At 60.5% G+C, this 14,724-nt stretch carries 12 protein-coding genes; 1 reads left to right on the top strand and 11 read right to left on the bottom strand.

The genetic code is table 11. The features are described 5' to 3' along the window. Window positions 1–2: 2 nt before the first annotated feature. The 11 genes from AC1DLV_RS03375 to AC1DLV_RS03425 all read right to left on the bottom strand — a co-directional run bounded on the left by AC1DLV_RS03375 (window position 3) and on the right by AC1DLV_RS03425 (window position 13,313). Window positions 3–1,091 (bottom strand): DUF917 domain-containing protein, encoded by a 1,089-nt coding sequence (locus AC1DLV_RS03375; RefSeq protein ID WP_476798161.1) that lies wholly within the window; start codon window positions 1,089–1,091, stop codon window positions 3–5. A 10-nt stretch (window positions 1,092–1,101) separates the two neighbouring features. Next, window positions 1,102–2,385 carry a Zn-dependent hydrolase gene (locus AC1DLV_RS03380; protein WP_476798162.1) on the bottom strand — a complete coding sequence of 428 codons (1,284 nt, stop codon included), beginning with the start codon at window positions 2,383–2,385 and terminating at the stop codon, window positions 1,102–1,104. After that, window positions 2,385–3,740, bottom strand: coding sequence for a dihydroorotase (locus AC1DLV_RS03385; RefSeq protein WP_476798163.1), 1,356 nt, complete (start codon window positions 3,738–3,740; stop codon window positions 2,385–2,387). The genes AC1DLV_RS03380 and AC1DLV_RS03385 overlap by 1 nt, the downstream gene beginning before the upstream one ends. Then, a complete protein-coding gene (locus AC1DLV_RS03390; RefSeq protein WP_476798164.1) occupies window positions 3,733–5,379 on the bottom strand; it encodes an HAL/PAL/TAL family ammonia-lyase in 1,647 nt (548 codons plus the stop codon). The genes AC1DLV_RS03385 and AC1DLV_RS03390 overlap by 8 nt, the downstream gene beginning before the upstream one ends. 93 nt (window positions 5,380–5,472) lie before the next feature. After that, entirely contained in the window at window positions 5,473–6,480 is a 1,008-nt protein-coding gene (locus AC1DLV_RS03395) for a zinc-binding alcohol dehydrogenase family protein (RefSeq protein WP_476798165.1), read from the bottom strand. A gap of 312 nt (window positions 6,481–6,792) precedes the next feature. After that, the gene (locus tag AC1DLV_RS03400) at window positions 6,793–8,916 is read right to left on the bottom strand and encodes a dipeptide ABC transporter ATP-binding protein (RefSeq protein ID WP_476798166.1); all 2,124 of its coding nucleotides are present in this window, start codon (window positions 8,914–8,916) and stop codon (window positions 6,793–6,795) included. Window positions 8,917–8,932: 16 nt separating this feature from the next. Continuing rightward, window positions 8,933–9,172: a hypothetical protein gene (locus AC1DLV_RS03405; protein WP_476798167.1), complete on the bottom strand. Its 240-nt coding sequence runs from the start codon at window positions 9,170–9,172 to the stop codon at window positions 8,933–8,935. Beyond that, window positions 9,169–9,828: an ABC transporter permease gene (locus tag AC1DLV_RS03410; protein WP_476798168.1), complete on the bottom strand. Its 660-nt coding sequence runs from the start codon at window positions 9,826–9,828 to the stop codon at window positions 9,169–9,171. Before AC1DLV_RS03410 ends, AC1DLV_RS03405 begins: the two co-directional genes overlap by 4 nt. 13 nt (window positions 9,829–9,841) lie before the next feature. Continuing rightward, complete coding sequence (locus tag AC1DLV_RS03415; protein WP_476798169.1) at window positions 9,842–10,774, bottom strand: ABC transporter permease; 933 nt, start codon at window positions 10,772–10,774, stop codon at window positions 9,842–9,844. 103 nt (window positions 10,775–10,877) lie between these two features. Continuing rightward, entirely contained in the window at window positions 10,878–11,657 is a 780-nt protein-coding gene (locus tag AC1DLV_RS03420; RefSeq protein ID WP_476798170.1) for a hypothetical protein, read from the bottom strand. A gap of 111 nt (window positions 11,658–11,768) precedes the next feature. Then, window positions 11,769–13,313 carry an ABC transporter substrate-binding protein gene (locus tag AC1DLV_RS03425; protein ID WP_476798171.1) on the bottom strand — a complete coding sequence of 515 codons (1,545 nt, stop codon included), beginning with the start codon at window positions 13,311–13,313 and terminating at the stop codon, window positions 11,769–11,771. Between the two features lie 520 nt (window positions 13,314–13,833). On the opposite strand from AC1DLV_RS03425, the gene AC1DLV_RS03430 reads away from it, so the two are divergent. Then, the gene (locus AC1DLV_RS03430; RefSeq protein ID WP_476798172.1) at window positions 13,834–14,715 is read left to right on the top strand and encodes a LysR family transcriptional regulator; all 882 of its coding nucleotides are present in this window, start codon (window positions 13,834–13,836) and stop codon (window positions 14,713–14,715) included. Window positions 14,716–14,724 lie beyond the last annotated feature (9 nt).

Below are 14,724 nucleotides of genomic sequence, written 5' to 3' on the forward strand. Positions count from 1 at the left end.
CCTCAAGCCAGCGCATAGTCGGCGAAAGACAGGCCAAGCGCCTTTTCCACCACCGGATAGACGCTGGGATCCTTCACCGACGAACTCAGTGGGATTTCGCTCTTGTCGATGTGGAAAACCAGCAGCTCCATGCCCTCGCGGACATGGCCGACGCTGACGGGCTTGCCGTCGCTGTCGAGCGTGGTGATGACATCAGGGAATGTGGCAAGACGAACGCCGTCGCCATCGGTCACTGCCATGTATTCGTTCATCACATGTAATACGAGCTCACGCCCACCGACCTTCACGGTGATGGTGCCAACATCGAAGGCCTCTTCGGTGTAAGTGACAGCCTTGCGCACGACCTTGCCCTGCCCCAGGATCGTGCCATTGGTAGTCTTGCAGATGGCGTCAACCACCGCTGAGCCGCCTTTGGGCTCGGCCACGCGGATCGCCTCGCCGAGTGCCAGCGCGCGCGAGATACCGCCAAGGGCCGCGTTGTCGCGGACGTACCTGGCGCGCAACGGGTTGCGGCAACTGGCGATAAAGCCGCCCGACATATCAGAGGCCTTGCGCAGGACCGGCGAGACCTTGGCGGTGGCGCCGCGCACGACAAGCTCGATGTAAGAATCGCTATCGCGATGGCCGCCCACAGCGGTCTGGATCATCTGCTCGGGGCTGTTGGCCATGCCGATCGAGCCCATGTCGCCAGTGGGGTGGGCCCGGATGTCGCCGACAGCATCGATGACCTTGGTGCCCAGCATGGCGGAGGGCAGCCAGGCATTCATCGTCGAGGACATGCCGTTCTGGCCAATGATCAGGCCATGCAGCGGCTCGCCAAGGGCGTCCTGTAAGAGTTCAACCGCACGGACATAATCGACGCCCTGCATCTCCCACTGGGTCGTTCCGGCAGGCGCGCCAATGGCGGCAGCGGTGGCGATCCAGGCATCGTCGGCCACCTCGTCCATGTCGACTAGTTCGGGGCGGCCTATGGTGACGGCCGCAGTGCCGAGCGTTCGGCCATGTTCGATCCAGCCGCCACCGCCTGCCGCAAAGACCGATCCTCCGCGCAGCGCTGCTTCGACGTCGTTCAGTGTCAGGATGCGTCCCATCGGATTGCCCTCAATTGGTTTGGGATGTGCAGCCAGCGGCATCGAAGCGCCGCACAGCTTCAAAGATCGTGGCAGCACCTGCAGCGATCGCCTCGGGCTCCGCCCATTCCTCGGGCGTGTGGCTCTTGCCGTCCCGGCAGGGCACGAAGACCATTGCAACCGGCGCGATCTGGGCAATGAATGCCGCGTCGTGTCCGGCGCCGCTTGCCAATGGCACATGCGAATGGCCAAGGACGTCGGCACCATCAGCCAGCAGCTGCTGCAGTCCAGCGTCGCACTGCGTCGGCAGCGTGTCGGACAGGCGCAGGAATGCGGTGCGGACAACGCGGGCAGCCACGGCCGCCGCAGTGCTTGCCGCGTCAAGCTCGGCAATGAAGCGCTCGGTTCGTTGACGTTCGCTGGTGCGGATGTCGACGATGATGCGGGCGAGCCGGGGTACGACATTAGCACCTGCCGGCTCGACCTCGACAATGCCGACGGTGGCGACGAAGTAACCGCCGGCCTCGTCGGCGAGGCGCTCGCCCGCAGCGCGGATTGCGGTGATAGTCTGTGCTGCAGCAACCAGAGCGTCGCGGCGCAGATCCATCGGCGTGGTGCCGGCATGATCGGCGGCACCCTCAAAGACAATCTCGAAGCGAGTAATGCCGACGATGCCGGTCACCAAGCCAATGTCAATGGCGCGCGCTTCGAGCACCGGTCCCTGCTCGATATGCAGTTCGAAGAAGGCGCGAATGTCATCGCGCAAGGGCTTGTCAAGCTTGTCCGGCATGCCACCGACCCGACGAAGCGCCGAATCCAGCAGTTCGCCACCGGGCCCAGGGAAACTAAGCATGCGCGGCTCCAACAGCCCGGTCATGCCACGGCTGCCAACACAGGAGAGGCCGAATTCGCTGGGTTCCTCAGCGAGGAAATCGACCACTTCAAGCGCATGGCGCAAGGGCGTGCCGCCGTCAGCCAGCGCACGCGCGACCTCAAGCCCCGTCGCCACTCCTGCAATGCCATCGAAGCGACCGCCTGAAGGCACAGTGTCACTGTGCGAACCTACCATGATGGTGCCAAGCGAAGGATCGCTGCCCTCGCGCCGACCGATCAGATTGCCTGCCGTGTCGATGCGCACGGCAAGGCCGGCTTCCGCAAAGCGCGCCTCAAGATATGCCCGGCCTTCGAGGAAGCGAGTGGAGAAGGAGCGCCGCGTATAGGGCTTGCCCGGGTCGGTGATGTCGGCAAGCGCCATGATGTCCTGCCACAGGCGATCGGGATCGACCGGCAGGTTGCTCGTTTTCTTGTTGGTCATCATGCAGCCTTCCGCAACGGGCGCACGAAACGACCGCTGCCGGGCTCTGCCAGCACCTTGCCCTGCTCCATCACGCATTCGCCGCGAACGAAGGTCGAGACGATGCGGAAAGGCAGCGTCATGCCCTCGTAGGGGCTCCAGTCGACGACATTGTTGCCGCTTGCACCGGCCTGGTAGATGAAGGGATCGCGGCGCGCGAGCACGATGTCGGCATCACGGCCAACAGCCAGCGCGCCCTTGGTTTGGCCGAGGCGAAACAGGTTGGCCGGGTTGTGAGCGAGCAGGCGCGCCGCGTGCGACAATGACAGGCCGCGTGCGTCCAGACCCTTCAGCAGCAAGGCATAGAGCACTTCGAGGCCGGGTACGCCCGAGGCGTTCTTGAGCATGTCGGGATCGCTCTTGCGGTCCTCGGACCAGCTGACGTGATCGGTCGACACGATGGTGACGTTGCCGGCGGCGAGATGACGCCACAAGGCCTCGACCTCGTGCTGCGAACGCACGGGCGGATTGATCTTGGCCTGGCCGACGAGACGACGCACGTCATCTTCCTCGTTCAGAGTCAGATAGTGGATGCAGGCCTCGACAGTCGATTCGAAGCCCTGCGCGCGGTAACCCGCGGCAAGATCGTAGCCGCGGCCGATGGAACAGTGCACCACATGTGCCGGACAGCCGGTGGCAGCACCGATCTCGTAGACTTCGGCCATGGCGATGGCTTCGCTCACCGCGGGACGGCTCAAGCCGTGGGCGGCGTAGTCGGTGCGCCCGCTGGCCTCCACCTCGGCGATAAAGGCGCGAACCATCTCGTCATTTTCGTTGTGGACCCCGGCCATCAGTCCGTGGTCGGCGATCGCCGCAAAGGAGCGGTACAGCTCATAAGGCGGCACGCGCGGAAAGCGTTCGGGATGGGTACCGAAGGTCGAGAACTTGAAGGCGGCAGCACCTGCCTCAACCAGTTCGGCAACGTGCTTGGCGCCGTCCCTGGGGTGGGTGGTCGCATAAAGTGCGAAATCGACACGCGCCTGGGCGGCAGCCTCTTCAGCCTTGTTCGTCAGGCGCACGGCGGTGGCGATGAGATCACCGTCATCATAAGGCATGTCGACGATGGTGGTGACACCACCTGAAGCAGCACTTCGGGTCGACCAGACAAAGTCTTCCTGGCCCTTCTGGCTACGGCTATGCACCTGGCTGTCGATGGCCCCGGGGAGGACGAGAAAACCCGGTCCCCCATGGAGCTCACCAGCCGGCGCGCTGCCCGTTCCGACCTGGACGACGCGGCCATCAGCGGCAAGCACCCAGCCGTTCTCGATCACAGTTTGCGGCAAAACGATCGTGCCGGTGAAGACGCGGTCACCCATGGAGGGCTTGTCCTTTCGTGGTGTGGAAGCCGTCCCAGCTCCTCAGAAAATCGAGGCCGGCGGCGATGTCACCTGTGAACACGCGGTCACGGTCGACAAAGTCAACGACCTGCCGATAGGCGTGTAAAAGGCCCTGCGTCCTCGTGCTGAGCGTACTGTTCCGGCGCAGGTCCGCCGCTTGAGCTGCGTGCAGGAGCTGGATCGACGACAGCGCGTAAAGATTATCGAGTATGCGGCCGAGATTGGCGAGGACGCCAAGCGAATTGCTCGCCATGTCCTCCATCGAGCCGGCCATCGCCACCGTGTCGAGCGACATTGGCATCGCATGGTGTCGGGTCTCGGCATAAAGCGCTGCCAACGGCTTTTGCAACGCGCCAAAGGCATGGCCATGGTTGGTTTCAGCCGACAGAAAGCGTGGAAGGCCGGTCAGCTCGGGCGCCTCGAAGCGTAGCGTCTGCATGACGATGGCAAGCGACAGGCGAGCAAGTGCGAGGTTGAGGCTTTCAATGCGGGCGACGACCGGGATCACATCGAAATTAGCAGTCGGGTATATCGCCCCTTCGACCGCACCGCAGACACGGTAGCTGTCCAGCTGGCCGCCTTCCTGTTCGGGCTTCCCGGGGCCGACAACGACCGCCGGATTATCGTCGGAATGATTGATCTGGATCAGCAGGGCGGCTTCGGCATCGCGCAACGCCTCAAGGACATTGCCCAAGACATAACCCATAGTGCGAAACGACAACGGATCCTGGAGGGCCCGGGCCGCGTCCGGCTGCCAAAGATAGCTGCCCTCCAATAGGGCGCGTATGCTGGACGATGCGTCGGACATACCGGGAAAGGGTCGCATCTCCGTCGTTGCGGCGGCAAAGGGGGCGACGTTGCCGTTGCAACCCTCCAGCGCAAGGCCAAACACCAGCATGGCACAGTCGAGATAGCGGGCGACGTCGTGCAGGGCGAGGCATGCCTGCGCGGCAGCCAGCGCATTGGTGCCGATGATGCCCAGAAAATCCTTGCCAAGCGGAGCAAGCGGCGAAAGCCCCTCGGCAAGCAGCGCGTCCTTCGCCGGAACGCGCGCGCCGCCATAGTAGACGAACCATTCGCCCATCATGGCCAGCCCGATATGGGCAGCAAGGGTAATGTCGGCCTCGCCGGCCGAACCACGCGCCGGCACCACGGGCGTGATGTCGGCATTCAAGAATGCTCGATACTGATGCGCCACTGCCGGCTGCACACCAGCCGCTCCGCTCGCCATCGTGTGAAAGCGGATCAGCATTGCGGCACGGACCACCTCCGGCGCCATGTCTGGCCCAAGCCCGGCTGCATGTGCCCGCAAGGACATGATGTTGAACTGGCGCGATCTGTTGAGGAGTTCCACATCCTCGCAGCGAGCGTTACCCTCATGTACAAGCGCTGACCGGTCCTTATTCAGCCCGACACCAACGGTCAGCCCATAGACTTTCAGGCCTTGGGCTGCAGCTGCCATAACGACATCGAAGCCAGCAGCCAGCCGAGCGTCGGACCCATTTGCCGAAGCAATAGTGATCTTCGGCTCGCGCGCGGCTTTGACGACATCCGCAATAGCCAAGCGGGGGCCGCCAACCACCAATGTAGTCGGATCGAAGCTTTGATGAATTGTCATGAAGTCAAAAGTCACCGCAGGACGTTCATGGCGGAGTGGCTTAGCCGGCCGAGGCCGGCATCTGACAGCCACGCATTTGCTGACTTCGCCCGGTCAGTAGCCGATCACGAGCTTGCCGATGCTTCCATTGCTTTCCTGGCGAACATGCGCGGCTCTGAGGTTTTCCGCTGAGAGGCCCTTGATCTCCTCATGCAGCGTCGTACGCAACGTGCCCTCATCGACAAGGCGTGCAACCTCATTGAGGATTGCGCCCTGCTCGGCCATGTCGACAGTCCGGTTGTTGGAACGCGCAAACATGAATTCCCAATGTAGGGTCAAGCTCTTGCGCTTCATCTCGGCAATGTTGATCTTGGTCAGGTCATCAATCACGCAGATCTGGCCGAACACGCTGGTCATCGCGATGACAGCGTCGATGTGCTGGTCCGACGCCGTCAGGGAAGCGACGTAGTCGACCGAAGCCAAGCCGAGCTGTGCGAGCTGATCCTGCAACGACTTGTGATGGTCAATGACGTGATGCGCGCCCATGTCGAGGCACCATTGCACGCTCTCAGTGCGGGAAGCAGTCGCAACGATCGTGAGGCCGGTCAGCTGCCGGGCAAGCTGGATGAGGATCGAGCCTACGCCTCCTGCCCCGCCTATGACGAGGAATACGCCCTTGCTGTCGAGACTGCGGGTTATGCGGAATTTTTCAAACAGCATTTCCCACGCTGTGATCGACGTCAGCGGCAGTGCGGCGGCTGCCGCAAAATCGAGGCTTGTTGGCTTTCGTCCGATGAGCCGTTCATCGACGGCTTGAAATTCTGCGTTGGAACCCTGGCGCTGCATTGAGCCTGCGTAAAAGACTTCATCGCCTGGCACAAACAACGAGGCCTCGCTGCCGACGGCAACGACCGTACCGGCCGCGTCGTAACCCAGGATCTTTGCCTGACCAGCCTCGGGCGTAACCCGCATACGCAGCTTGCAGTCGATCGGATTGACGCCGGCAGCACCTACCCGAACCAACACATCGCGAGGCCCCGGAACCGGCTGCGGCAGATCGAGATCAACCAGCGCCTCGCTGTGGTTTGCCGGTCGACCGACATGAAAGCCAACTGCCCGCATTACAAAATCTCCTGAAACATACAATACTATAATCCTTGCCTAACGGGACGACGCCTGTCAGGTCACACGCCAAATCGACCGCATTCAATTTCGTGGGATTGACTAGAATCCTAACTAATTGAAAGAATGGAAATTTTAAGCGTAAGCTGACACCCCGCCGAAACTGACGCGTCAACGACTCTTACATTAAGGCTGGGCCGCGCATCACACAAACGAGATGTTAAACGTGTTGACATGACCAATTATCATTGATCGCCTACGTTCGAAAAATGTGCTTTTGAACACGCTGACGATGACGGCAATGGCCAGATCTTATTGGATAGTTGCCACGTAGAGTTCGTCTTCCTTTTGCCGGAAGACCGGTGGTACGGTTGCAAGTTCAGCAATAGGAATATGGCACTTGATCGTGTGGCCCTTGTCGGTGACCTGAACGGCAGGTGCCTGCTCGTCGCAAATGGAGCCGATCCTGCGCGGGCATCGCGTGCAGAAAGCACAGCCTTTGGGCGGATCAAGCGGGCTCGGCAAAGTGCCATCGAGCACAATCTTGCGCTTCTCGATCGTCGGATCAGCGACGGGAATCGCCGAAATGAGCGCCTCAGTGTAGGGATGGTAAGGCGAGGAAAACACCTCGCTAACGGTCCCCTGCTCCATGATCTGGCCGAGATACATGACGACGACCCGGTCGGCGACATACTGCACCAGCGACAGGTCGTGACTGATGAACACGATCGTCGTGTTGTTTTGGCGCTGAATCGAGATCAGCAGCTCGATAACCGCAGCCTGCACCGACACATCCAGCGCGGAGACCGGCTCATCGGCCACCACCATATCAGGCGTGCCGGCGAAGGCCCGCGCGATCGCCACGCGCTGCTTCTGCCCGCCCGACAGCTGGCGCGGCCGCCGCCTGGCAAACTCGCGCGGCAGCTTGACCAGATCCAGCAATTCCAAAACCCGCTTGTCGATGCTGCCCTGGTCGGACAGGCCGCCGAGCTTGCGCACGACGCGAGCGATTTGCGACCCGACGGTCATCGAGGGATTGAGCGTTTCCGAGGGGTTCTGGAAGACCATCTGCAGGTTGGAGCGCTGGGTGCGGCTGCGCTCCTGAACAGGGGTTCGAGTGATATCCTGATCTCCCAGCATCACCTTGCCGCCCGTTGCCGTCTCAAGCCCCATCAGCACCTTTGCAAAGGTCGACTTGCCGCTGCCGGATTCTCCGACAATTGCGACAGTCTCGCCACGACGCGCGACCAGATCGACACCGTCATTGCCTTTGACAAGCCGCTTGGTGATGCCTCGGAACCGGTCGAAGAACCCATCTGCCCGCAAAGGGTAGTACTTGCGCATTTCCTCTACACGCAAAACGAACTCCTCGGATCGTGCGCCTTGCGGCGGCGGCAGAGTCTGTTGCCCGCCGCCTAGCGTTATTTCTTCGAAGCGTTCGCAGCGTAGGGAATGATTGGAGCTGCCTTGGACGGGTCGCTGCGCAACGACTTGCGGCGCATCGCATCGACCTTTCTCGAAAAAGCTGCAGCGGGGCGCGAAGTTGCATCCGCGCGGCCGCTCATGCGGCAACATCACCTGGCCGGGGATGGTGACGAGCGGTCGCGTGCGCTTGTTTGCCCGCGGCTGCGGAATGGCTGAAAACAGACCGTGCGTGTAGGGATGACGCATGTCCCTAAATACTTCCTCGACAGTCCCCTCTTCGATCACCTCACCAGCATACATTACCGAGACGCGGTCACAGACGGCCCGGACCAAGCCGAGATTGTGCGAGATGAAGATTATCGAAGTGCCGAACTTGCCCTTGATGTCGCGGATCAGGTCGATGATTCCGGCCTCGACCGTGACGTCGAGCGCCGTGGTTGGCTCGTCCATCAAAAGCAGGGCCGGCTTTGACAAAAGCGCCATTGCGATGACGACGCGCTGCTGCTGGCCGCCCGATATCTGATGCGGGTATGCCTCCATGACGCGTTCAGGGTCGGGCAGGTTCACATCCGCCAGCATCTTCAGCGCCAGTGCACGCGCGTTGGCGGCATCTTCACCGCCCAGCGTCTCGACGACTTCCATCAGTTGCCGTCCACACGGAATGGACGGATTGAGCGCTGCAAACGGCTCCTGATAGACCATGGCGATGCCCGAACCGCGCATGGCACGCAGCTCGGCCTCGTTCATGGTGCCCGTGTCACGGCCGTTGAAGCGGATCGCCCCGCCGGCAATGACGCCATTCCGCCCCATGTAGCGCATGATCGCCATGGCGACGGTCGACTTGCCGCAACCAGACTCGCCGACAAGTCCGACAGTCTCACCCGGCATGACCCGAAGATTGAAATCCATCACTGCGGGGCTGAGGCCGGCCCGGGTGCGATAGGTGATGTTCAATCCACTTATATCGAGAACCGGTTGGGCGGGCGAGACTGGAGACATGTTCAGAGCCATTTTTGCCTTCTACCGATCAATCACGGAGACTGATTTCGCGAATTCCGTCGGCCATCAGGTTGAAGCCCAGAACCAGCGATGAAATAGCGATGCACGGAAACAGGATCATGTGGGGAAAGCTCATCGCCATGGCCCTCGTCTCGTTGATCATGCTGCCCCAGTCCGGCGTGGGGGGCGGAAGTCCGAGGCCCAGGAACCCGAGCACGCCGATGGTGATCGCGACATAGCCGAGCCGCAGGCAGGCATCGACGATCAAAGGACCACGTGCGTTAGGAGGATCTCCACGAACATAATCCACAGCGCGCCCTCGCCACGCGTCTGGGCTGCTGCGACATAGTCGCGGCTGCGCAGGTCCAACACCAGGCCGCGCACGATGCGCATGACGCCAGGAGCTGATGCGAACGTCACGGCAAGCACGATATTGAGGCCCGAAGGACCGATCGTGGTGATGATAATGACGTAGAGAAGGATCACCGGGAACGACAAGACGACGTTGGCAAGGAAGCTCAGTACCTCGTCGACCCAGCCCTGCATGTAGCCGGCGACGAGACCCATTGCGCAGCCGACAGTGTAGGCCGACAGCGTCGCCAGCGGCGCGTAGGTCAAGACGGTGCGGCTGCCATAGATGACGCGGCTGAGCACGTCGCGGCCGAGCTGATCGGTCCCCAGCCAGAATATTCGGCCCTCGGCATCGGTGGCGCCCGGCACTTGGAACGGCGTCATCTGGGCGAGCGGATCATACGGCGCGAGAAAGGGCGCAAACAAGGCGACCAGGACCCAGAACAGCACCAGGCTGACGCCAATCAGTCCCACCGGGCTCTCGCTCAATAAGGCCAAGCTGCGCAGCGGCGCCAAGGCAAGCGTTGCGCGACTTTTCAGGCTATGACCGGCGACTTTGTCGTTGAGTTGCATCTGTCGTTTCCGATCAATTGAAGCGGATGCGCGGGTTGAGATAGGTGTAGCCGACGTCGGCGATCACCTGGGTGGTCACTGCGATGAAGACCGCAACCAACGCACAACCCTGCAAGAGATAGATGTCCTGGTTCAGCGCCGCCTCGAGCACGAGCGCGCCAAATCCCTTGTAGGAAAAGCTGTATTCGACCACCACGACGCCCGACAAAAGCCAGTTGATCTGGAGTACAATGACTGTGAACGGCGCGATCAGGGCATTGCGCAAGGCGTGGCCCAAAATGACCTTGCGATAAGGCAACCCCTTGAGGACAGCCGTTCGCATGTATGGCTGCTGCATGACCTCGACCATGGAGGCGCGCGTCATGCGCGTGATGTAGCCAAAGCCGTAGAGCACCAGCACAGTCGTAGGCAGCACAAGCTGGATGGGGTCAAAACCGTCGGCCATCCCGCTCGTGCCGGGGAACCAGTGCAGATAGTGCACGAATAGGGAGGTCAGGAAGACAGCGGAGGCGAATTCGGGGATCGATGTCGTCAACACCGCAAGGGTGGTGAAGAAGCGGTCCGTCGGAGAGCCTTCACGCATGCCAGCGACAATGCCCGACACGACGCCGATGGTCACAATGAAGGTCATCGCCCAGAATGCGAGGATCGCCGTGCCCCACAGCCGGCGTGATAGGATTTCGGAAACAGGAACCTTGAACCGAAGGCTTTCGCCAAAGTCGCCAACCAGCGCATGGCTGAGCCACTCCAGGTATCTGACATAGGCTGGACGCATGTAGCCATTGGCCTCGAGCCACAGCTGCCGCTGCTCTTCCACGGCATAGGGGCCCAGCACCTTTCCGGCGACGGCGGCCCCGTTCATCTCGAGCAGGACGAAGATCAGAATCGACACGACCAGCATCGTCAGCGCCATGGAGACAAGCTTCTTTGCGATAAACGCCAGCATGAATATGCAGCCCCTCTCCCAGAATTGGTTCTTGCGGCGGGCCCAGCCCGTGAGGGCCGCGCGCCATTGCTATCGTCAAGCGCCTGAGCGCCTTTTCGGCCAGTCAGATCAGTTCGAAGTGCGCCGTGCCCAGGACACCCATGGAGACCTCGACCTTCGACAGCGCTGTGATCGCCTTCGATGGCAGGTGCGTCCCGCACAGCACGATCATGCCGGCCTTCAGCATCTGGCCACGGCGCGCCAGCGCACCCGCCATCCAGCTAATCGCATCGATCGGATCCTGCGGTGCTGCGTCAATCTTTTCCCCAACTGTTGCACCGTTGATCGAAAAGGTCGTCACCAGGCTCGCGCGCTGATCGAGCAAATTGGCGGGAACCGCTTTGCCGAGCACCGCTCCAACATTGTAGATGCCTTGCGCGACCGCTAGCGCCGCCGACGGATCGAGTGCAAAAGCGCCCCTATGATCGAGAAGTTCAAAGCTCGGGCGGACACTGTCGATACAGCCGACGACGAAAGAGCGGTCGAGCCTCTCCACCATGGGAATGTCCTTGCCCAGGACGATGCAGATTTCAGGTTCGACGATGAATGTGTGATAGTTGCGGGCATCAAGGACGGCCCCGCTATCGACGATCTGCCCGCCGTAAACCGGCGCAACGCAAGGTTCAGCAAGCGAATAATATTGCATCGAGGCAGGACTGTTGAATGCCATCTTGTAGCCGCCGATGCTATCCCGCGACCGGGACGCAATTAGTTGGCCGGTCACTGCATCCTGGATCGCATAGGCCGCGTCCATGTCGCTGACTCGCTCTTCATAGGTACTGAAGCTGCGTGGGCCGCAAATGTCGTCAGCGATGATTGCAGCGATTTCTGCGAGGTCGTTCATCCAGAGATACCCATTTCTTGTACATGCCGTAGGCTGCCTGCCACAGGGGACAACTCCTCTTGCGCCCGAAATCCGGGCCTCAAGAGGAGAAATCTATCGCCGGTGGGTCGATTAAGCGTCGGCCAACCAGACATTGCGGAACAGGTGATTGAATGTCTGGTGGACCTGGAAGCCACGCACGTTCTCACGCATCGGCGCGAAGACGGAGCGCCACAGAGGCTGAATGATCACTGCGTCGTCCTGCAGGATCTTCTGCGCGACAGCGAGGTGCTTGGCGCGGGCAACCGGATCCACCACGGCATTGGCCTTCACCATCGCCGCATCAAAATCGGGGTTGGAATACTTGCTTTCGTTCCACGGCCCGCTCGACGTGTAGCCGAGATTGAGCACCATCACGCCAAGCGGGCGGTGACCCCAGGGCGAGAAATTCATCGGCACCTTGGTCCAGCCTTCCCAGAACACCGACGTCGGGACGACATTGAGGTTCAAGGTGATGCCGCCCTCCTTGAGCTGTTCGGCGAGGATTTGCATGGCGTTCAGCTCCCACTGCGGAGACGAACGGCAGGTCACGGCAATGGTGATGCCGTCAGGATGACCAGCCTCGGCCAGCAGGCGCCTGGCTTCGGCAGGATCGCGCACCAAGGCAGGCATCGGCGTGTAATCGGGGTGGATCGGGCTGACATGGTGATCCTCGCCGACGACACCGCGGCCGGCGTAGGCCTTTTCAAGGATCTGCGCCCTGTCGACGCAAAGCTGGACGGCCTTTCGGACATTGCGGTTGTCAAACGGCGCCTGCGTGACCTGCATGCGCGCCACTGCCGTGGTGGCCGAGGCCATTTCGGAGACCATGACACCGGGCATTGCCTCGAACATGGCGATCTGGCTGACATCGACCTCGAACAGGCCGTCGACCTGGCCTGAGGCCATCGCAGCCGCCTGGGCGGCAATATCGTCGCCAAGGTCGATGTAGCGGATGGCGTCGAGATAGGCCCCCTCGCCCCAGTACTTCTCACGCCGATCAAGCTTGCAGCTCTCGCCAAGCACATACTCGGAGATCGTATAGGCGCCGGTGCCAATCGGATTGCGAGTGATGTTGGCGCCGGTCTCGTCGAAGCTCGGATGGACGATGAAGGTGGTGTAGTTGTTGAGGTTCTCAGGAACCGTCAGCATTGGCGTGGCGAATGTCAGGCGAATGGTGTGATCGTCCACCACTTCGACCTTGTCCGACGTGAGGCCTGCAAACAGGGAAAGGTTTGCCGAGCCCAGCTCCTTGCGCAGCCAGCGATTGAAATTGTAGGCCACGTCGCTGGCCTTGAACGGATCGCCGTTGGACCATGTTACGCCCTGGCGGAGCTTGAAGGTCCACTGGGTGAGATCGTCGTTGACCGACCAGCTCTCGGCAAGCATCGGACGGGTGACATTGTCTGAACCGGTCTCGGTCAGTGTCTCGACGGTGTGACGGAAAATGTTGGCCTTTTCGAAGCCATCGACAATTGCCGGATCGGTGGCATCGAGGACGCGCATGCCGATCTTCAGGGTGCCGCCGCGCTCGGGCGTCTCTTGTGCCATTGCGGAAGACACGATGCCGCCGCCAAAAACATCGGCCGCCGAATACGCGGCCGCTGCGGACACACCAAGCAGCGTGGCAGTGCGCAAAAATTGACGCCGACTGATAGAACCAGAACTCAATCCATCAACTAGATCTGGGACAGATCTGTGCATTGATTTGCCAAAATCAATGGACTTTATCGCGTCCATAGCTCTAAACAAGGTCGACTTCATTGAAATATCCTCCTCCATGAAATCAAAACATACTTTTCTTGATGAAATATTTTCTTTCGTTAACCGATTTGGCGATTTTATTTTTGATTTTCACCATTTAAGGTAGCCAGGTCAGCGCAGATCAGCGGGATGCGTTTCATCGTTTTCACATCTAGAAGCAGGCTTGTGGCGAGGCAAATGAATTATATACCGATCAGCAATGACCAGTTCTCATTGATCGCCCTTGCGCATTTGCGGCGCGAAAGGACGCCCATTCTGACCGGCCATGGCCGCAGAACAGAATAATTGGGGACGAGCAACGCGAAACCGGCGACCGGGGCCTTCCGATCATTGTATTTGTGATCCGGATGCATGGGCTCCATGACCGGTGTAATAAACCATGCTAGGGGTTCGCATGCGCAAAATAGACATAGATACATCACTGCTGAGATGTTTTGTGGCAGTCGTCGATGCAGGAGGCTTCACCGCTGCCGCCGATACGACACACCTCACCCAATCTGGCGTTAGCGTTCGTATCCGCAAACTCGAAGATATTCTCCAAATTCAGCTGATTCATCGGACAAGCCGGACATTCGAGCTGACTTCGCATGGAGAAATTCTACTTGGCTACGCCAAGCGCATTCTTGCTCTCAATGACGAGACAGTCGAAAGACTGAGCGGCCCTGATCTCAGCGGCCAGTTACGGGTCGGTATCGCCGAGTATTTGGCTCCTTTGACTCTGCACCGGATCCTGCACCGCTTTCGCACGCACTATCCGCAGTTGCGTCTGGAGGTGGTCATTGGCCTCGGCCAGGATCTTGCCCCTGATTTCGCACGTGGGAATTTCGACCTTGCCGTGGCAGGCGCCGGACCCATGCTGGAAAATGGGGAGCCCCTGTTCGAAGAAGAGATGAGCTGGATTGGCGGTCCGACTTGGTCTCCTGGCGAAGAAGAGATGATACACCTGATCACGCTGCCGTCGCCTTGCCGTTTTCGCAAGGCCGCCGTCGACAGCCTGGAAGCACAAGGACGCCCTTGGGAAGTCTCGTTGGTTTGTTCCAGTGTTGCCGGAATCCAGCAAGGCCTACGCGCGGGATTCGGCGTGTCCGTCTTGCCAATGTCATCAATACCGCCAGACTTGCGGCAGATACGAGCAACCGAACATCTCGGCCCATTGCCGAAGCACCGAATTTTTGCATTCCGCAAAGGCCCAGAGAACCCAATCGCCGAGCGCTTTCTAGACTATCTGACCGACGAGCTTGCATCAGAAAAAACGTTCAAGCGATTGCGAGAGTAGCATTCCGCG

This window comes from Aminobacter sp. 01T433 (assembly GCF_056398585.1).